Origin of the sequence: Paenibacillus sp. KS1 (assembly GCF_001680695.1) — a bacterium.
Taxonomy (GTDB): domain Bacteria; phylum Bacillota; class Bacilli; order Paenibacillales; family Paenibacillaceae; genus Paenibacillus_B; species Paenibacillus_B suaedae.
This window is the reverse complement of record NZ_MAIS01000104.1, coordinates 1-20229: the sequence shown is the minus strand read 5'-3', so window position 1 is coordinate 20229 and position 20229 is coordinate 1. Positions and strand designations below refer to the sequence as shown.

General features: G+C 49.2%; 19 protein-coding genes, 1 riboswitch and 1 other annotated feature. Of the genes, 6 read left to right on the top strand and 13 right to left on the bottom strand.

Annotated features, from left to right (window positions below; translation table 11 throughout):
• Positions 1-142 precede the first annotated feature (142 nt).
• The 5 genes from BBG47_RS24405 to BBG47_RS24385 all read right to left on the bottom strand — a co-directional run bounded on the left by BBG47_RS24405 (position 143) and on the right by BBG47_RS24385 (position 6137).
• Positions 143-514, bottom strand: coding sequence for a cytochrome-c oxidase (locus tag BBG47_RS24405; protein ID WP_065293892.1), 372 nt, complete (start codon positions 512-514; stop codon positions 143-145).
• A 228-nt stretch (positions 515-742) separates the two neighbouring features.
• Positions 743-1081, bottom strand: coding sequence for a DsrE family protein (locus BBG47_RS24400; RefSeq protein ID WP_021257232.1), 339 nt, complete (start codon positions 1079-1081; stop codon positions 743-745).
• A gap of 128 nt (positions 1082-1209) precedes the next feature.
• The gene (locus BBG47_RS24395) at positions 1210-2883 is read right to left on the bottom strand and encodes a glutamine--tRNA ligase/YqeY domain fusion protein (protein WP_065293891.1); all 1674 of its coding nucleotides are present in this window, start codon (positions 2881-2883) and stop codon (positions 1210-1212) included.
• A 148-nt stretch (positions 2884-3031) separates the two neighbouring features.
• Positions 3032-4297: a threonine ammonia-lyase IlvA gene (ilvA, locus tag BBG47_RS24390; protein WP_021257234.1), complete on the bottom strand. Its 1266-nt coding sequence runs from the start codon at positions 4295-4297 to the stop codon at positions 3032-3034.
• Between the two features lie 91 nt (positions 4298-4388).
• Positions 4389-4699: a binding site (T-box leader), on the bottom strand.
• Between the two features lie 151 nt (positions 4700-4850).
• Entirely contained in the window at positions 4851-6137 is a 1287-nt protein-coding gene (locus BBG47_RS24385; protein WP_021257235.1) for an MFS transporter, read from the bottom strand.
• Between the two features lie 272 nt (positions 6138-6409).
• Here BBG47_RS24385 and BBG47_RS24380 point away from each other — a divergent pair, with 272 nt between their 5' ends.
• The gene (locus BBG47_RS24380) at positions 6410-7750 is read left to right on the top strand and encodes a Na+/H+ antiporter family protein (protein ID WP_065293890.1); all 1341 of its coding nucleotides are present in this window, start codon (positions 6410-6412) and stop codon (positions 7748-7750) included.
• 227 nt (positions 7751-7977) lie between these two features.
• On the opposite strand, the gene BBG47_RS24375 is transcribed toward BBG47_RS24380, so the two are convergent.
• The 7 genes from BBG47_RS24375 to BBG47_RS24345 all read right to left on the bottom strand — a co-directional run bounded on the left by BBG47_RS24375 (position 7978) and on the right by BBG47_RS24345 (position 14004).
• A complete protein-coding gene (locus BBG47_RS24375; protein ID WP_065293889.1) occupies positions 7978-8778 on the bottom strand; it encodes a TatD family hydrolase in 801 nt (266 codons plus the stop codon).
• 95 nt (positions 8779-8873) lie between these two features.
• Positions 8874-10418, bottom strand: a complete 1545-nt coding sequence (locus tag BBG47_RS24370; protein ID WP_065293888.1) for an MDR family MFS transporter — start codon at positions 10416-10418, stop codon at positions 8874-8876.
• A gap of 266 nt (positions 10419-10684) precedes the next feature.
• The gene (locus BBG47_RS24365; RefSeq protein ID WP_065293887.1) at positions 10685-11539 is read right to left on the bottom strand and encodes an ABC transporter ATP-binding protein; all 855 of its coding nucleotides are present in this window, start codon (positions 11537-11539) and stop codon (positions 10685-10687) included.
• 16 nt (positions 11540-11555) lie between these two features.
• Complete coding sequence (locus tag BBG47_RS24360) at positions 11556-12323, bottom strand: ABC transporter permease (RefSeq protein ID WP_065293886.1); 768 nt, start codon at positions 12321-12323, stop codon at positions 11556-11558.
• Positions 12320-12613 carry a thiamine-binding protein gene (locus tag BBG47_RS24355; protein WP_065293885.1) on the bottom strand — a complete coding sequence of 98 codons (294 nt, stop codon included), beginning with the start codon at positions 12611-12613 and terminating at the stop codon, positions 12320-12322. Before BBG47_RS24355 ends, BBG47_RS24360 begins: the two co-directional genes overlap by 4 nt.
• Before the next feature lie 162 nt (positions 12614-12775).
• On the bottom strand, positions 12776-13834 hold the full coding sequence (locus tag BBG47_RS24350; RefSeq protein ID WP_065293884.1) for an ABC transporter substrate-binding protein: 1059 nt from the start codon (positions 13832-13834) through the stop codon (positions 12776-12778).
• Positions 13804-14004 carry a hypothetical protein gene (locus BBG47_RS24345; protein WP_065293883.1) on the bottom strand — a complete coding sequence of 67 codons (201 nt, stop codon included), beginning with the start codon at positions 14002-14004 and terminating at the stop codon, positions 13804-13806. Before BBG47_RS24345 ends, BBG47_RS24350 begins: the two co-directional genes overlap by 31 nt.
• 196 nt (positions 14005-14200) lie before the next feature.
• Positions 14201-14314: riboswitch (TPP riboswitch) on the bottom strand.
• 291 nt (positions 14315-14605) lie between these two features.
• Here BBG47_RS24345 and BBG47_RS29565 point away from each other — a divergent pair.
• Positions 14606-14758, top strand: a complete 153-nt coding sequence (locus tag BBG47_RS29565; RefSeq protein ID WP_175400626.1) for a hypothetical protein — start codon at positions 14606-14608, stop codon at positions 14756-14758.
• Positions 14759-14919: 161 nt separating this feature from the next.
• Here BBG47_RS29565 and BBG47_RS24340 read toward each other — a convergent pair whose 3' ends face one another.
• The gene (locus tag BBG47_RS24340) at positions 14920-15630 is read right to left on the bottom strand and encodes a queuosine precursor transporter (RefSeq protein WP_021257248.1); all 711 of its coding nucleotides are present in this window, start codon (positions 15628-15630) and stop codon (positions 14920-14922) included.
• A gap of 424 nt (positions 15631-16054) precedes the next feature.
• Between BBG47_RS24340 and BBG47_RS24335 the strand changes: the two genes are divergently transcribed.
• The 4 genes from BBG47_RS24335 to BBG47_RS24320 all read left to right on the top strand — a co-directional run bounded on the left by BBG47_RS24335 (position 16055) and on the right by BBG47_RS24320 (position 20160).
• Positions 16055-16564, top strand: coding sequence for an FMN-binding protein (locus tag BBG47_RS24335; protein ID WP_065293882.1), 510 nt, complete (start codon positions 16055-16057; stop codon positions 16562-16564).
• A 192-nt stretch (positions 16565-16756) separates the two neighbouring features.
• Complete coding sequence (locus tag BBG47_RS24330; protein WP_065293881.1) at positions 16757-18628, top strand: FAD-dependent oxidoreductase; 1872 nt, start codon at positions 16757-16759, stop codon at positions 18626-18628.
• Between the two features lie 97 nt (positions 18629-18725).
• Positions 18726-19178 carry a hypothetical protein gene (locus tag BBG47_RS24325; RefSeq protein WP_021257251.1) on the top strand — a complete coding sequence of 151 codons (453 nt, stop codon included), beginning with the start codon at positions 18726-18728 and terminating at the stop codon, positions 19176-19178.
• Positions 19165-20160, top strand: coding sequence for a polyprenyl synthetase family protein (locus BBG47_RS24320; protein ID WP_065293880.1), 996 nt, complete (start codon positions 19165-19167; stop codon positions 20158-20160). Before BBG47_RS24325 ends, BBG47_RS24320 begins: the two co-directional genes overlap by 14 nt.
• The last annotated feature ends 69 nt before the right edge of the window (positions 20161-20229 follow it).

Below are 20229 nucleotides of genomic sequence, written 5' to 3'. Positions count from 1 at the left end.
ACACCATCTAGCGATTGGAGGTGCAGTTCATAGCGCTGTTCCTGCCTTTCCTGTTCATTCCGTATACATGATGAAGATGCTACTCCATTCCCTCTCAGGACTCCGACATCATCTCACGCATCATCTTTCACGTACAAGCAGCTTATGATTTCACATTACTCCATACATTAAGGGCAAATACCAAAGCCGCCAGCACTGAAATCACTCCGCCCCCGGTCAACAAGACCGTCGCCGCTGCTACCTCATTAACCGCTAATGCTAATCCAACGAGGAAAATTGGAAGTCCGATGTTGTGCAGCCAGAAATGCACGTTGCCAAGCGAACTATCCCCCGCCTTTGGGAACTTCACGTATACAAGTCCGCTGATGGCGAGCGATACCCATCCCAGCAAGCCGATATGCGCATGAAGTGACGCATATTGAAATTGCTTCGTTGCGCCTGCAATCAGTCCTGCAAGTACGCCGATAACGAAATAAAAAGCAGCCACCTTAATAAATCGCGCTCCTACAGCCATCCTCATCCCCATCCTTTACGTAATCTCGTGATTATACGTATGAATGAAGAAAATCTATTATTCCACACCTCTTGATAAGTTCATTCTGCCTGTCTTTACATCTGATTCCATTACTAGATAGAATCCTTACCCCTTACATAAAAGAAAAAGACCGGACTCTCCGCAGAGAATCCGGTCTTGTGGGCAGCTCCATCAATGAGCTGTTGCAATGCAACTTAAGCCTAGCGGCTAGCCAATAGTCAGCACTTCATGACTGGCTGCAAGTTCGACGAACGTACCCATGCCAGAGATTTGTCCTGCTGCCAGCTTGTCTGCAATTCCATAATGATCAGCACATGTCTTGCAAGCAAGCACTGGCACACCGAGCTTCTCCAACTCAGCAAGCTGCAAGGATGCGAGCGATTGAGAAGTCAGCGCGAGCACCCCGCGATTCATGCAGAACACTGCGGCTGGAAGCTGTTCCTGCTGCTTCACAAGTGTCAGGAATGTCTCCAGAATCGTTGCTCCAAGGCCATTCTCAGCAGCACCAATTGTATCTGATGTTAATAATACGACTTTGCCTTTCATCGAAAGACCTCCTTCATCTTCACGCCTGCTAGATGCACTGTTCACTATCGATCATACAGCACAGCAGCAGGTGTCTATCGCGTCAAGATGCGGCGCTATAGGGGACACAAGGTCACCCCCGTTATTTCTTACTGCTTCGGTAATGCGAACGAGCTCTTCAAGGATACCGTCAAGTTGAACACAGGCTTGCCTGGTTCTGAGCTTCTCGGATCCACATTGAAGTACCCGTGACGGAAGAATTGGAACTTGTCATGCGGCTCCACATCCTTCATATTCGGCTCGATGAAGCCTTGCTCCACCACGAGAGAGTTCGGGTTAATGCGCTCCAAGAAGGATGCGGACTCGTCCTCTTCCTCTTGCTCATCAAGAATGAGCGGCTCGTACAATCGGAACTCAGCCGGAACTGCATGTGTAGCATCCACCCAGTGAAGGGTCCCTTTCACCTTACGGCCAGTAAACCCGCTTCCGCTCTTCGTCTCAGGGTCGTACGTACAATGGATCTCTACTACATTGCCGTTCTCATCCTTCACGAAGTCGTTGCATTTGATGAAGTAAGCATGCTTCAAGCGCACTTCATTGCCTGGGAACAGGCGGAAGTACTTGTTCGGCGGATTCTCCATGAAGTCATCTTGCTCAATGTAAATCTCGCGAGAAAATGGGATCTGACGAACGCCCATTTCCGGGTTCTCCGGATTTACTTCCGCATCCAGCCATTCTACTTGTCCCTCCGGATAGTTCGTAATGACGACCTTAAGCGGCTTCAATACGCCCATTGTCCGTGGCGCCTTCAGCTTCAAGTCTTCACGCAGGAAGTGCTCCAAATATTTAAAATCAATAACACCGCTCGACTTCGTTACCCCGATCTCGCGACAGAACGTACGGATCGACTCTGGTGTAAATCCACGGCGGCGAAGACCGGATACAGTCGGCATGCGCGGATCGTCCCAACCGTCTACAACATTCTCGTCTACGAGCAGCTTCAGCTTGCGCTTACTCATCACGGTATTCGTCAAGTTCAAGCGCCCGAATTCATACTGATGCGGTGTCTTCTCCATCTCGCTTTGCTCGACGACCCAGTCATACAACGGACGTTGATCCTCGAACTCAACCGTACAGATCGAGTGCGTTACGCCTTCAATTGCATCCTCAAGCGGATGTGCGAATGCATACATCGGATAGATGCACCAAGCATCGCCTGTATTATGATGGGTAGCGTGTGCGATACGGTAAATAACCGGGTCACGCAAGTTAATGTTCGGTGACGACATGTCGATTTTGGCACGAAGCACCTTCTCGCCGTTGCCAAATTCGCCAGCCCGCATACGAGCGAACAGATCAAGATTCTCTTCTACCGAACGCCCCCGGTACGGGCTGTTCTGTCCAGGCTCTGTGAGCGTACCGCGTGTCTCGCGAATTTGATCCGCAGACAGATCGTCTACGTACGCAAGCCCCTTCTTAATCAGCAATACTGCACGATTGTACATCTCTTCGAAGTAGTCAGACGCGAAAAAGAGTCCGTCCCACTTAAAGCCGAGCCACTCCACATCTTTCTTAATGGACTCGACGTATTCAGTATCTTCCTTCAGCGGATTCGTATCATCGAAGCGCAGATGCGCACGGCCTTTGAACTCACGTGCCAGCTCGAAGTTCAAGCATATCGACTTCGCGTGTCCGATATGCAAGTAGCCGTTCGGCTCAGGCGGAAACCGTGTAACGATATCGTTTACGCGGCCTTCCTTCAAGTCATCAACAATGATGTTGCGTATAAAGTTGGAGCTATGATTTGGATTCGGATTGTCCACCAGTCATCAACCTTTCTTTGCCCTAACACACTTTGTTAATAAATATACCCGTATCGTCCAGCGAGTTCAACACCGATTGTCCACTCCTCGCGTACTGCGAGTGCAAACTTGAACCCTCGAACACTTCTATCATCCAAGTACTATCCGATTACACCAGAAGATCGAACAGCGTCTTGTCTTTGTTCACCTCAATGTATTGGATGCCCCTCTTGTTCATCCGCTCAATGAGCGGCTCATAATCTTCCTTATACTTCAGCTCAATGCCGACAAGCGCAGACCCATTGTCCTTGTTATGCTTCTTATTATACTCGAAGCGCGTAATATCATCGTTCGGACCGAGCACATCCTGCAAGAACTCACGGAGAGCTCCTGCCCGCTGCGGGAAGTTCACCGTGAAGTAGTATTTCAGGCCTTCATAAATGAGAGAACGCTCTTTAATTTCCTGCATGCGATCAATATCGTTGTTGCCTCCGCTAATAACACATACGATATTTTTACCGCGAATCTGTTCTCGATACAGATCCAAGGCTGCAATCGGCAGGGAGCCCGCGGGTTCAACTACAATCGCATTCTCGTTATACAACTGAAGAATTGTCGTACAGGCCTTGCCTTCCGGTACCTGAATCACATCATCCAGCAGATTCGAGCAAATTTCATAAGGCAATTGTCCAACCCGCTTGACCGCAGCGCCATCGACGAACTTATCGATCGTATCCAGCGTAAGTACTTCCTTGCGTTCCAATGCCGCAGTCATCGACGCTGCTCCCTCTGGCTCCACACCGATGATGCGAGTTGTTGGACTAACGGTCTTCACATAGGTGCTTACCCCCGCCGCCAAGCCGCCACCGCCAATCGTTACGAACACATAGTCTGCCGCGCCTTCCAGCGACTCCATAATCTCCATGCCTACCGTTCCGTTGCCCGCCACGATATAAGGATCATCGAACGGATGGATGAACGTACTGCCCTTCTCGTCACAGATGTTCATAGCTGCCTCGTACGCATCGTCATACGTATCCCCAGTCAGCACGACATTGACATATGATCCACCGAAACGCTTCACCTGCGTTACTTTCTGGCTTGGCGTCGTGCTCGGCATTACGATCGTGCCTTGAATTTGCAGTGCTTGGCAGGAATAGGCGACTCCCTGCGCATGGTTGCCTGCGCTTGCACAGACAATACCGCGCTCAAGCTCCTCCTCCGTCAGGTGGCGAATCATGTTATAGGCGCCGCGAATCTTGAATGAGCGGACAATCTGCAAATCCTCACGCTTCAAGTACACGTTGCAGTCATACTTAGCGGACAATATGGGGTCACGCTGAAGCGGTGTCCGAACGATGACTTCTTTGAGCACGTGATGTGCACGAACGATATGTTCCATAGTAACTGCAGGTGCTGCTTGGGTCGTTTCCATTGTCGGTTCCTCGCTTTCGATCGAATATACGTATTTTGTACACAGTGATAATGAAAGTACAACCTCTACAAATAGAAAAAACTCATCCCTAAGAAGGGACGAGTTTGAGCTCGTGGTACCACCCTTGTTCTGCAGCTGTACATCGCTCCCTCTTCGGAAATCGACCTGTTCTGCTGCAGCGCTTGGCCGCGTATTCATCGCGAATCCGGGTAACGGTGGAACTGCCGTCCTTGCTTACTCACACATCTGTGCCCCGCAACCCCAAAGAATAGGAGGCGCACAGTTCGCATTCAGCAGGGAATCTCGGAGAGGATATTCGGCCATGTCAGCCATCGACTCGCACCACCCGTCGACTCTCTTCAGACTGCTTCATAGCGTACTCGTTCTCGTCATCAATTGTTGACCTGTCTTACAACTATTATCCCTATATTATGAACACGCGGCGTACCCAATGTCAATGGGCCGCCGCAGTTGTTCCGATATTCTATTCGAGCAAGATTCGTGTATGTCTGTTACGGACAAATAGAATCAGCATCTCTCGTATTGAAAAGCATTAGCCTTCCGTACCTGTCGTCCGCTGAAGCGAATCATTCGGTGATGGCTTGCGCGTAAGCAAGATTGGAAGCATCACGAGAATACCCAATATGAAGAGCACGGTTGCTACCTCATATATAAATACAATAGAAGTAAGCTGCTTAATACCTCCTGATAATGACATCGTCAGTACCATGGCACCCGTGAACATCGGGCTAAGAATACCATTAACGCGACCGATGAAATCACCTTCAGTATTTTGCAAAATCATCGTGTTAATCCCGATTTGAATGCAAGGCAAGAACAATCCACTGATGAACTGAGCAACCAGCGTCAGCCACAACTGCGTAGAGAGGCCTGCCATCAGCATGCCTCCGCTGCTCATCAGCATCCCGACAGCCAGCATGTGCTGCGGAAGCAGCTTCTTCGAAATGCCCATGGCTAGCGCACCGCCAATAAGCATTGCACCGCCGTTAACCATCACCAAGTAACTAAGATTCTCCTTCGGCAACCCAAGCCGTTCAGTTACAAGGAAGGCACCCATCGGTTGAATCAATCCAATTGCCAATCCAGCAAAAGCAAAACAACCGCCAAGCGGCTTCAATAGGCGACTCTTCATGACATAGCGGAAGCCTGCCGCCAGTTCCTGCGCCACATTCGTTTGCTTATGCTTCTCTTTGTCCTCTGCATGATCAGCAGGAAGGAACAGCAGTGCTACTGCTGACAGAATGAACGCAATCCCTGTAATCACAAGCGACACTTGTATCCCATAATGTTGGAAGATGGTCGTGCCGATTGCCGGACCTAGAACCATGAACAAGGCTACCATCGTCTGGAATATCGACATGCCGGCCTGCAGCATCTCCTCTGGTACGTGCTGCTTGAACAGCTTCATGGATGAAGGCTGCGAGAATTGAGACAAAATAGCTGAAATAAAGGTCGTGAAGAAAACGGCATGCCAATCTCCTAAGACGATCGTCCACATCACGGCGAACACAGACAAAGCACTTAGGAAGTCACACCATATCATGGTCCGCTTTGGACGCCACCGGTCTGCGAATGTTCCTCCGATAAAGGAAAAAATAAAGATAGGCGCAAACTCAGCTACGGATACCATTGAGACGGCGAACGGATCTCCATTCGTCATTTCCATGACAAACAAAAGGACAGCAAAGTTCCGTACCCATACCCCAATTTGCATAAATAGACCCGCAACCATAATCGCTTGGACAAAGCGATTGCGGAACAAACTAAAGACGGACTTGTTCTCGCCCGACTGTACATTCCCAGATTGTGCATGAGTCATAGACAACTCTCCCTCCACATATAACAAATAGCAGTTCATTTATCTCTAATTTGACATGAACTTTATTAGTGTATAGTAATCAGGCAAAGATCACATCAGTTCGAAGACGGATATTATTAGTAATTTTTGTAAAGAACACATCGTACGTTAAAAATACAAAGAGGTTGAGCGCTACAGGAAATGATTGTACGTTGCCATGGTAAAGTGGTAATGTTTTAATTAGGTATCATAGTGACGCAAACGTAAAGTTGAAATAAAGGTGGCATCAGACGATGAATGCAGTACTACTATCATTGGCAATATTATTCGGATTAAGTATGCTTCGCGTACATGTTGTACTTGCGATGCTGACAGCTACTGTTGTAGGCGGGCTAGCAGGAGGCCTTAGCATATCTCGCGTACTCGATGTCTTCGGAGAAGGACTGAAAGACAATGCCGGAATTGCTCTAAGCTACGCACTGCTGGGGGCATTCGCCGCTGGCTTGACGGAAACAGGATTGCCGGACAAGCTGGTGCGCGGCGCGGTAAGCTTAGTACAGGGAAAGGATAGCACGAAGGCTCCTCGTGCCGCTGCACGGTATCTCGTGTTGGCCGCCATTGCACTCATTGCTTGCATGTCGCAAAATGCTGTTCCCGTGCATATCGCCTTCATTCCCGTGCTCATTCCACCGCTGCTCGTGCTGTTCAATTCACTGCACATCGATCGGAGAGCCGTTGCATGCGCGCTTACATTCGGTCTTATTACACCATACATGCTTCTGCCTGTTGGATTCGGGGCAATCTTCCACGACACCGTAGCAGGCAATATAACCAAGAATGGCCTTGCAGTCGATGCATCACTGCTCCTACGAGCCATGCTGATTCCGGCTGTTGGTATGGTGATCGGACTTATTGTCTCACTTGCAATCTCTTATCGCAAGCCACGTCAATACACAACAATAGAAGGAACAACGCAGTCTGGATCTTCTCCCATTCCAGGTCAAGACGGAGTGACAAACAAGTGGGCAGCTTGGTCAGGACTCGCTGCTATCGCGGCAATGCTGACGGTACAGCTCAGCACGGGATCTATGATCTATGGGGCGGCAGCCGGATTGGCAATCCTCATCCTATCACGTGTCATTCCATGGAGCAGAGCAGATCGTGTCCTAACAGACGGCATGCGGTCGATGGCCTATATTGGCTTCGTCATGATGTCAGCCTCTGGCTTCGGCGCTGTACTGCGAGATACGGGACATATTGAGACACTTGTGCGGGCTTCAGTGGAGGCAGTTGGCGACAACCGAGCAATAGCTGCGCTGTTAATGCTTGCGATCGGTCTGCTTGTTACACTTGGCATCGGTTCCTCATTCTCCACCATTCCGATTATCGCCACTGTATTCGTGCCGCTGTGCATCGGACTAGGATTCAGCCCGCTAGCCACTGTTGCCCTTATCGGAACAGCAGGTGCACTGGGTGATGCTGGTTCACCTGCCTCGGACAGTACACTTGGTCCTACGGCCGGCTTGAACGCAGATGGGCAGCACGATCATATTTGGGATACCTGCGTGCCAACCTTCCTCCATTACAATGTGCCGCTGCTTGTCGCAGGCTTCATTGCTGCAATGGTGTTGTAATTGATTGTAAAACATCATGCGGCAGGCTGCTGCATGGTACCACCACCTCATAAAAGCAAGGGATTGTCTGTGCTTCGTCGGAGCATTGACTCGTATGGACAATCCCCTGTTAAGTACCCATAAATACGCCATCTACATAAATCAGCGAATTCCTATCTACAATCATCTATCCTTATTGACTAAGCTAAGCAGCATGCTTGCTGCATCAACATGTGTCCTTTCTACCTTTATACCCCGTAACAGCGCTGCGCATTCGCACGCAGCAGCCTCGAAGCTTCCAATATGTCCATACCTTGCAGCGCAGCCCACTCGATGGCAACATCGCGCGCCATAATGGGCATCGTATGTCGGCCTGTATATGTCCCTTCGAATGGCCACGGCCCATCCGTTTCCGTCATCACCTGCTCCACTGGATACTGTCTGGCCAACGCGCGGATCTCATCTTCATAATGGATATCTGGCGTAAATGAGATGAAATAACCGTTGTCAGCCATGCGGGATATCGTCTTCCCATCTCCTTTGAACCAGTGAAAATGCGCGCGACGCACACTATATCGCTCAAGTAAATCAACGACAATCGGTGCGTCATCGTATACGGCGTGAAGCACAATTGGCAAATCCCATGCAGCAGCCCGCTCTACAAACAATTCAAGCAGCTCTATATAGGGCAAGCGGTCAAATGAGTCGCCGCGCTTCTGCGACTCCTCCCGCATATAATACGGCAAACCAACCTCACCAATGGCAATCATGCTCTCCTTATGCAGCTCAAGCCAAGCCAGCAGCCCTTCCTGCTCGTCAGCACTTGGAAGTGCTTGCTCAGGATGGAATCCGTATGCAGGGAGTACCTTGCCGGGATAACGATTCGCCCATTGCTCGGTGTGGTGGCAAGAGGCAAGATTCATAGACACCGCAATCACATAATCCAAGTATGGATGGTTTAGTGACGCTTCCAGTTCTGCGACTGCTGCTTGCTTATATCCATCAATATGCATATGTGCATCCACAACATGCACTTCATATTCGTTCATTGTGTTCAACCCCCATCTCAAAAAACGCCGCAGGCGTCACGTCTTAGACGAGTATCCTGCGGCGATTCACTTCAAAGGCTACGGCCTTGCTTTCTTTACATTTCTCCGGCTCTCAATTTACTTGCCTCATTCGAATTTCCGCCACGACCCTGACCTTGATCCCCTCGAATCATCCGAGCATTCCCCATAAGCGCAATACACACAAGCGCACATGCTACTGGGATGAGGGCCCATTGGAAGGTGCTAGCAATCGAGTCCGCGAGAGCTGTTGTCAGACCTCGGGCCACTTCAGGTGGAAGATCGCCCATCTGCCCGCTCATTAGTGTCTCGGGTTTAAGCTCCATCGCTGCACTGCCCGCAGGCATTACCTCCTGTAAACGCCCTTGGAACATATGCGACTGGATCGTACCGAACAAGGTGATACCAATCGTCATCCCAAGCGAGCGTGAGAAGGAAGCGGTCGAGTTCGCTGCGCCACGCTGATGAAACTCCATGCCGTGCATAGAGGACATGCTGAGCAAGGAGAAGGAGAAGCCGACACCAAGTCCCGTTAAGACCATATACAGCGTCAACAACGTACGCGGTGTATCTGTCGAAATCGTACTGAGCGCGAACATACCGCCGATGAAGAAAATACCGGATACGATCATCAAACTGCGGTAGCTGCGCTTCGCAACCATAATACCAGCAATCGAACTCGTCACAACGGAACCGATCATCATCGGTGTCAAGACGAGACCACTATCTGTTGCCGAGCCTCCATATACCCACTGGACAAACAGCGGGATATATACGGTAGCAATCACGAACGACACCCCGTAGAAGAAGCCGACACCCTGGCTTGCCGCAAACAAGCGGCGCTTGAACAGATTGAACGAAATAATCGGTTCCTGCACCCGTGTCTCAATGATCAAGAAGGCGATCAAGAACACAAGGAATATCGCAAATAGACTTATAATAACTGTTGAATCCCAAGCGTACTCTTTGCCTCCAAGCTCAAGCGCGAACATAAAGCTGACGATTGCAACGACGAGTGTAATGGCTCCGCCCCAGTCAATGCGCTGCTTCTTGGTCGTAGTCTTCTCCTTATAGAACTGCATAATGAACCATAGGGAGATAAGGCCAAGCGGCAAGTTGATGTAGAATACCCACTCCCAACCGATATATTGGGTAATGTATGCGCCAAGCAGAGGGCCCGCCACACTCGATACTCCGAACACCGCACCAAATAGCCCCGTCATCTTACCCCGCTTCTCAGGCGGGAACACATCGAAAATAATCGTAAACGCGATCGGCATGACGGCACCGCCGCCAATCCCTTGAATCGCACGGTAAATTGCAAGCTGAATCATGCTGTCCGCTGTTCCGCACAGCGCACTGCCGACCAAGAAGACGAGCAAACCAAACACATAGAACCGTTTGCGGCCATACATGTCGGACAGCTTTCCGAAAATCGGCATCCCTGCCATTGTCGCTACCATGTAGGCTGACGTCACCCACACGTACAAATTAAAGCCGCCCATCTCGCCTACAATCGTTGGCATCGCCGTTGCAACAATCGTATTGTCCATGGCTGCCATCAGGATACCAAGCAGCAGGCCGGCAACGACCATCCGCAGATTGCTTTCTTTCGTAATCATTTGAATTCATTCCTCCTCAGGACACACCGTCATCTCTATACAGCAATGCACAGAGTTGCGGCTATCCATGTCTAACGAGATTTAATTATAATCTTTGCCTCTAACTTTTTCCACCAGAAAATGAACAGCGGGTCATTCCAGGCAGCGGGCAGGATACATATATAAGATTTGAGATGGATAGATAATAAGGGATTAGAAAGGGCTGCATCTCATCTCTATATTCTCCCCAAAAAAAGCTGCCTCTTATTAAGAGACAGCTTCACGCTTCAACGTATAGGAGATGAAGATTGTATACTACGCAGCAGATCGGACAGTTCGCGCTTCATGCGGACGAACTCGGCCTCAGAAGCCAGCGCTTCCGTTCGCGGCCGCGCGAACGGAACAGTAACTCGCTCTAACACTTGCGCGGGGCGGTTGGATAGTACATATATCGTATCTGACAGCAGCAGCGCTTCCTCAATGCTGTGTGTAATGAACAGCACCGAGCGGCGATTGCGTTCCCACAGGTCAATGAGCCAGCGCTGCATATCACTGCGTGTTAGCGCGTCAAGTGCACTGAACGGCTCATCAAGCAGCATCAGCTCATGGGGGCTCATCATTGCGCGTAGGAAGGCGACACGCTGCTGCATGCCACCGGACAGCTCATGCGGATACGAGCGTTCATAACCCGTCAATCCAACATTGCTTAGCCAGCGGCGCGCTTGCTCCCGCGCCTCCTTCTTCGGCTTGCCTGCAATTTCTGGAGCGAGGATAACATTGTCCTCCACCGTTCTCCATGGGAACAACGCGGGCTGCTGCGGCATATAGCTGATATGGCCTGTCTGACCAACCACGTTCTGCCCATGGACGAGAATATCCCCTTCTGATGGACGAAGCAGACCGCCAATGAGATGGAACAGTGTGCTCTTCCCCGATCCGGATGGGCCAATAATTGAGACGAACTCTCCTGCTTGCACCGTAATGGATACTTGATCGAGCACATGAAGCCGTCCCGCTCGACCGTCAAATGACATGCTGACATCACGCAGCTCAAGAGCGGCCTGCTTCTGTACTGCCTCATGCTGATGCACATGATCAGCATCTCGCTGGGCAACTGGCTGTTGTTCGTTTGTTGTGATCATCTTTAACGCTCCCCCTTCACCCCTGTTTATTGTCACGGCGCCAATGAATGAGCAGCCGTTCCAATGCACATACGAGGCCGAACATGGCCAAGCTCAATAGAATGACAACTGCGATTGCCACGAACATGCGATCCGTGCGATAGGCTGCTTTTTGCAGTACCATGTAGTAGCCGATCCCTTTGTCCGTCCCGAGCCACTCGGAAATAATCGCACTCATCACGCTATACGTCCCTGCTATTTTCAAGCCTGAGAAGACAGATGGAAGTGCATGGGGCAGCTCCAGCTTCCAGAACAGCTGCGACCGGCTCGCGCCCGCCATACGCATATAATTCATCATCGTGCGGTCTGTCTGGGCAAGACCATCCAGGGTAGCCACGCATACGGGGAAGAAGCATACCAGCGTAATGGTGACAATCTTCGGCATGAGACCGAAGCCGAACCAGATCATCAGCAGCGGCAGCAGCGCAATCGTCGGGATATTCTGACTGACTATGACAAGCGGATAGATCGCCCGCTTCAGCCACGGCATCGGATGAAGCGAACAAGCCAGCAGCAGGCCGACAGCGGTGCCTACACAGAAACCAATGAGCGTCAATTGAACAGAAGCCCATGTATGCATAAGCAGACCGCCACCATTGCTTACGGCCTCTTGTACAATATCGAGCGGACTGGGCAGCATCCACTTCTCAATGCCTGACACCATTACTCCTGCCTGCCATATGGCGAGGAATATGATAAATGCAATGATCGGAGGACCGATCTTCGCGATTCGACGTCCACTCATGGCCGGTACTTCACCGTCAATTCATCCATCGTAATGCCGGAAGGCTTATACACAATCTTTACTTGCGACAATACATTGATGCTTCCCATCTCAATCATGGCCTTGTTCATATCCTCAATAATACGGAAGAGTTCACTAAGTTCGCCTTCCATCGTTGTCTCCAGTGGATTTACCTGATATTTCACACCCGATGCTTGAATGACTTCGATTGCACGATCTACATAGGGAATTACGTCTTCCCCATTTTTCGTCTTCGGAATGATCTGAATGCTTACTAAACTGTTCGCCATCTTGCTTCTCCTCCTCTTTCTCAATCCTCATGTAATGATCAACTTGTAACGGTCTTGGTGACGATTATCTCGTATCGATATCCTATAACGATATACACAGGTAACGATATACAGCAAAAGGGCGCATATGCGCCCATTGCCTATTCCTATAACCGTATAGGCTTATGAAGCTGGCAAGAAGTCATTCGTAAACGCCTTGTCTACATCGATGTTCTTATCCATTAATTTGTTCTCCACGAGCCAATTCATGTAATTTGCCCATACGTCACGCTTTTGCTCGCCCCAGCGAGGTGCATCGTCTTTATACTTCGGACTGAGCCATTTCTGGCTTGCGATAACCAGGTCTTTGTTCAAATCCGGCACAGCTTTAAGCAGCAGGTTGGCTGCATCTTCCGGATTGTCAATCGCATATTGATAGCCCTTGGACGTAGCACGCATGAATGCCTTAATCAATTCAGGATCTTCCTTGATCAGCTTCTCGCTTGTCGAAAGAACCGGCGTATAATAGTCGAGTTCCTTCGCATATTGATTGACGTACAGCATATCAATCGGCTCACCGCGAAGCTCTGCTTCAATACCTGTCCAAGCGTAAAAGATCCACGCGAAATCAATATCCTTCTTCACGGCTGTAAAGTAATCGGCATTGCCCATGTTGACGCTCTTCAGCTTGCTATAGTCGCCGCCGTCCTTTTCCATAATCGTGCGGATAATCATCTCCTCAACCGGAGAACCCCAGCCGCCATACGTTTTGCCTTCAAAGTCCTTAGGTGACTTGATGTTCTTGTCCTTCGGCGCGGCAAAGCCTGATGTATTATGCTGAATGATCGCACCAATCGACACGATCGGAACATTTTGTTGTCGAGCCATCGTAATACTTTCCTGAACACTAACACCGAATTGCGCTTCTCCCGATGCGATCATCGCATCTGATGCGCCAGTACTCGGCTGCAATATCTCGACATTCAGACCTTCTTCCTCATAGTAGCCCTTCTCCTTGGCTACATACAAGCCGGTATGATTCGTATTTGGCGTCCAATCAAGCACAATCTTAACATCGCGCTTCTCCTTCGCTTTATCCGTTCCTTGCTCCTGTGCCGTGTTCCCCTCTGTCTGGCTCCCTTGTCCTGCTTCCTGACCCTTGCCGCCGCAAGCAGCGAGCGCAAATGTCATCATGATAACGAGCGCCAGCATCAACCCTCGTGTAAAGCGTGTCCGTTGCATATGATGAATCCCCCTTCTCTTCCTTCCCTCACTAGTGGAGAGCCGATCATGAATTTAGAAAGTGCTTCGATAACGCCTGCCGCATTCACCAGTTGGACGATCCGCTCGATCGTATATGTATGGATGAGCAAGTTCCCGTCCCGCCGTCCTGCAACACGATTCAGATCCACAAAAAAAAGCGCCCCCTCTGGGACGCTTTGTGTGCCGTTCTACGCGTATATGCGAATGTGCATCATACGATGAATCACGTCAATAAGGTCATCCGGCATTCGTTCATCCGTACAGCAATTATGTCCATTCTGCCCAAAGCAGCGCACATTCATGCAGAGCATGACGAATAAGCAAGCAACCTAATTATAACAATAATGACGCGGTTCAACGTCTTTCCTACGCTGGCATTACCCAGATCAGGTGTAAGGGTCGGTATCTTAATGGGATACAATCTCAGCCGGCCAAATTCCAGCACCCCTAGCGTGCATATGCAGTTATCGAAGCTACCATATTACACGGGTAATTATAGTCCTCATCCATCAGAAAGTCCAGTGACAAACAGAAATTGCAAAGTGTCCGCTGATCATTAGGGCAATGCTTATATCTCCCATCAACTTCGTTATTCGTATGCTTTATGACAGCAGATTGCTCATATTCACTAGATTCCTGTCGAAAAAAGTTCCATGTGAAACAAGGGACAATCTTCCATTTTAACTCAAAATAATTACCTCATTGATTTCTTGGCGTAGAGGATGTCTGTATGATACGATCACCAAAATCGTGATTGCATTCGGCCTGCTGCTTGGCTGCTTCGTGCTGCTGTGGCTGGAGCATTCCCTGCCTCATATGGATTTGGAGAATCCGAATCAACGAATTCGCATCAATATCGAACAGAAATCATTCCTTATCATTGCGGCCATCACCCTTGATTGACGGACTGGTTCTAGGCATAATGCTTCTAGACAAAATGCTTCTAGACAATGGTGACCATACTAGAGTACATATACAAAAGACCCCAACACCATATCGGTATCGGGGTCTTCTTTATATAATGAAGTTAGAGCCGCTTTACTAAGTCAACCAATGTGCGCTCCCTACTTCGCTTGCTGCCCTTCCACATCTTCACGAACAGGGAAGCTTCTAGCCCAATATAGAACTGGTGTCGACAACACCGAGATGATGAGCTTAATGACATAAGTAGTAATAAAGATTTGGAACCATACATCCCAAGGCACCATGCCAGCAAACGCAATCGTACAAAATACGAGCGAATCCGCCATTTGGCTAATTCCTGTACTACCATTGCTTCGAATCCACAATTGGCCTGCCTTCGGGTATCGTTCCTTCACCCAACTAAAGAGCTTCACATCTAAGAACTGACTGACGAAATACGCGGTCAAGCTTGCTACGACAAGGCGCGGCATCAAATCAAAAATATTCGACAGCGATGCTTGTGCCGTACGCGCCATATCAGAAGCCTCAGGCGTAAAGCGAAGAGCCATCTGCATAATAATCGTCGTCATAATCAACGTGAAGAACCCGAACCACACTGCGCGCTTCGCTTCCTTACGGCCGAACTTTTCATTCAACAGATCCGTTGTCAAGAACAGCGTTGCATTCGCCGTGTTGCCAAGTGTCATGACAATGCCGAACATCTCAATCGTCTTGCCAACTTGGATATTAGCGATGACCGTCATTACACCAATCCAAGCATATAGTCCCGACTTGCCAAATGCCCGGTAGCAAATCAAGAAGAAGGCAAAGTTCGCAAGGACGAACAGAATGCCCCAAGTAAAGTTGAACATATAATAAAATTCCTCCCTAGTTTTGATTACGCGGGATGGTTACGAACCGCGGCGCTCAGGCGCAAGCCATAACTTTACCATATGCATATCGTTCATGCCAATAGAAAAATATCACTGAACAGCGATGCAATTATCCCTTATATTAAGTGGAAGCAATTATTTTACATGGATGGATGAACGTTACCGATGCCCCTCTCGTATATTGTGAGCGATATGGAGGGAATATATTGTCATACATAGCCGCATCGTCAATGCCAGCTAATAAACAGTCGTGGAAAAAGTTTGGTTTAGTTAAAGATTTACCCTTTATGTGTGATATATATCACATTAAATAGAGGGAGTTAATGTTAAAATGACATTGTAAATCTGTTAGTTATAATTTTCACAAAGTAATTTTGAACTAAAGAAAAGGTGGGGACTCTTTATGAAAAAGAAACTTGTACTGTTACTATCCGCAGTATTGGTAGTAGGTATGTTGGCTGGTTGTGGAGATAAGAAAGAAGAAGCTGCAAAACAACCTGAAACAAACACATCAACAGAAGCGAATAAAGACGCTGCTCAAGTAACATTGAAAGACGGCGACTTCCATGCAGAATCTCCTGATTTCGATGAGAAATCCGGTTGGAAAGAAACAATGGACATCACAGTTAAAGACGGCAAAATCACAGCTGTAAACTGGGATGGCGTTCATAAAGATGGCGGAGATTCCAAGAAAAAGCAATCTCAAGACGGCAAATACGGTATGAAAGCTGGCGGTGCTTCTTCCGAATGGCACGAGCAAGCTGAAAAAATGGAGCAAGAACTTATCGCTAAGCAAGATCCAGCTGCGATCACTGTAAACAACGAAGGTAAAACAGACGCTGTATCCGGCGTATCCATCCACGTTGGCAGCTTCGTGAAACTTGCTCAAGAAGCACTGGCTAACGCGAAGTAAGATAAGTCTACTCCTTCCTTGATCACATAGAGATAACACGGAAGCTCCGCAGTAGGAAAGCAAAATGGGCACAAGCAGCGTATGAATGCTTGAGAGCCATATATCGCTTTTTTATTCGCGGAGCTCCCTTGTTCGCATTAGATAGTTCAATTTTTAAATATCGACAAATAAGCATTACAACGGGGTGAAACCATGAAAGAGATCGTTGTATTGGGCGGCGGTTATGGTGGCGTACTGACAGCGAAAAAGCTGGCGAAGCGTCTGAAGAAAGACAAAGACATTCGCATTACGCTCATCGACCGTAAACCTTTCCATACGATGATGACGGAGCTGCACGAGGTTGCAGCATGCCGCGTCGAAGAAGAAGCAATCAAAATGGACCTGAAGCAAATCTTTGCAGGTCTGAAAGTAGACGTTGTGCTGGACGAGATCGAGAACATTGATTTCAACGGACAGAAGCTGCATGGCAGAAAGAAATCCTACAATTACGACCATCTTGTTATCGGTACAGGTTGTAAGCCATCCTTCTTCGGTATCGAGGGTGCAGAAGAGAATTCCTTCTCCCTCTGGTCGTTCGAGGATGCAGTTAAACTGAAACAACAAATTCGTCAAATGTTCATGGACGGGACGAAGATTTCAGATCCAGAGCTGCGCAAGCAAATGCTCACATTCGTCGTTGTTGGCGCCGGCTTCACTGGTGTCGAAATGGTCGGCGAATTGGCGGAATATCGCGAAGAGCTGTGCCATGAGTTCCATGTGGACGAATCTGAGGTTCGCCTCGTCGTAGCAGATATGGCTCCGAAAATCCTGCCAATCCTGCCGCAAAAGCTCATTGACAAAGCGGACAAGTATCTCCGCAAAATGAAAGTTGAAATTATCACAGGTGCGAAGATTTCCGGCGTTACGCCGAATTCCGTTGTCCTTGGCGATAATGAAATCAAATCGAGCACGGTTATCTGGACTGCTGGTGTCGAAGGTTCTGACCTTGTAGGCAACCTCGATGTTCAGCAGCAAGGACGCAAGCGCATTTTGACAAATGACAAATTGCAGTCCGTTGATCACAAAAATGTGTATGTTGTCGGCGACAACATCTTCTATATTCCGGAAGGCGAAGAGCGTCCTGTACCGCAAATGGTTGAGAACGCCGAGCACTCTGCTGGTCTTATCGCACATAATATCGTGGCTGACTTGAAGAATGGCACACATAAGTCGTATAAGCCAACCTTCCACGGTACGATGGTATGTATCGGTGGACGCTACGGGGTAGCCGCTATCGGCACGCCGAAGAAAATGTTCCACTTCACTGGCTTCATGGCCATGTTCTTCAAGCATATGATTAATATTGTGTACTTCTTGCAAGTACTTGGCTTCCATAAGATCTGGTCTTACATGATGCACGAATTCTTCCATGTGAAGAATCGCCGCAGCTTCGTCGGTGGACATTTTGCTAAGCGTTCCCCGAATTTCTGGCTTGTTCCGCTTCGGATCTATATCGGTTTCATGTGGTTATCCCAAGGTTGGGTGAAGGCATCGAAATTGCTGAAGGATCCTTCGCAGATGTTCCTCATCCCGCCTAAGGCGATGGATGGTGTGACTGCAGCTTCTCAAGCGGTTGATGCAGTTCATACAACGGTTGACGCACAAACAGCAGCATCCGCTGTTGAAGGTGCAAGTACGGCTATCAAGGCGATTCCAGTGCCTGATTTCGTCAAGGGCATTGTCGATTGGTCGATGGATTTGATGTTCTATACAAACGATGGCGGCTATACAGCAATGGCTTACATCTTCCAAGGCTGCATGGTTGCAGCTGAGGTTATCTTCGGTATTATGTTGATCTTGGGCTTGTTCACAGCGATCGCATCGATCGGAACTGTTGCGATGGGCGTCATGATCTACACGTCCGGTATGGCTCCTTATGAAATGTTCTGGTACTTCTTCGGCGGCATCGCGCTTATCGGCGGTTCCGGCAGCACGTTCGGTCTGGACTACTACCTGTATCCACGCCTGAAGCGCATTTGGAAGAAGATTCCGTTCGTGAAGCGCTGGTACCTGTATACGGATTAATTGCTCAACAAGAATAGATGGTATGGTGTACTGGAAAAGTAATGTGTACTTCGTGTCACATTACTTTCCTTATTTCTGAGGGAAGCGGGGGGTTCCCATGAATCGGCAACTATTGAATCAAACAAGTGACCTTCTGGCACAGCATCTCCCGCCGATCACCGGCATTCAATTGGCGGCTGGAACGGATGAACATCTGCTGCTCGACATGGCTCGCATGCTGAATGCGTACGATATGCAGCAGCAGGAACGTCAAGTGCTGCTCGGCTGCTACTGGCTGCTTCGTCAGGCACTGCGTACACATCAACATGTCCCGCAGGATGAACAGCTCGCGGGCAAGGCTGTGTTGGACGGTGATTTCCTGCTCAGCCTGTACTATCAATTCGCCGTTCGCCACGGAATGACGCAGCTCATTATAGACTTGGCAACGACGAACAAGCGCATCCAGATTCGCCGTGTCGAGGGCACTGCCTCGGATATGATGCTTCATCAACGAATGGGCCGTTTCGTGTCCACTCATTATAAGCAGGTGGCTTCCTATGGCATCATTTAACGGTACGCTGAGCGATCAGCTGAACATCTCCCTAAGGCGAATTAATCGGGATTTGGAACGCGTTATTCTGCACGATCCGGATGTCCCCTCCCGATCCATTGTCGCGAAGAGCGTGTTGGATCTCATCCGTGCAGGAGGCAAGCGTCTTAGACCTATGATGACAATCGTAGGCAGCCGCTTCGGCACAGACGTGGAATCCGAAGATGTCTACCGCCTTGCCTCTGCTGCCGAGCTTATTCATGTAGCGTCACTTATTCACGACGACATCCTGGATCAGTCTGATACGCGCCGAGGCCAGCCAGCGCTGCACTGCAAGACAGGCATTTATGACGCGGTTCACATTGGCAACTACATTATGTGCCGTGTCATCGAATTGCTAACAGCTAGCGGCAAGGATCATGAGCCTTACGCACATGATCTGGCGTCGATTACAACGACACAGCTGTGTCTAGGTGAATATCAGCAGCTGGAGTTGAAATACAATTTCGACCTGTCGCTTGATGCGTATTGGGAGAAGACGCGCAACAAGACGGCACTCTTGATGGCAACTTGCCTGCAGCTAGGTGCGAAGGCAGCAGGCGCTGATGAACACGTAATCGATCAGTTGTATGCATTCGGCGATCAGCTCGGGATGGCATTCCAAGTCAGAGATGACATTCTCGACTTCACCCAATCTTCGGAATCACTCGGCAAGCCTGCTGGGGTCGATCTGCGAAACGGACATGCAACGCTGCCGGTCATTTTGGCCATGCGTGACGCATCGATCGCAGCGAAGATACATGAGTTGAAGGCAGATTCACCAGATGATGCATTCGATGAAGCCATTGCGCTTATTCATCGCAGTGGTACATTGGATGAAGCACTTCAAATGAGTCATGAGTTCATGAAGCAGGCTTGGAATATAACGGAGCAGCTGTCTTCTTATCCTGCCCACCGGGATTTGAAGGCATTGTGGCATTATTTCGAAGCCCGCACCTACTAGTAAGTTCAATTCTGATCACGAAGAATCTGCAGAGGAGTGACTCGACATCGAATCTTGCATTCACTCTCG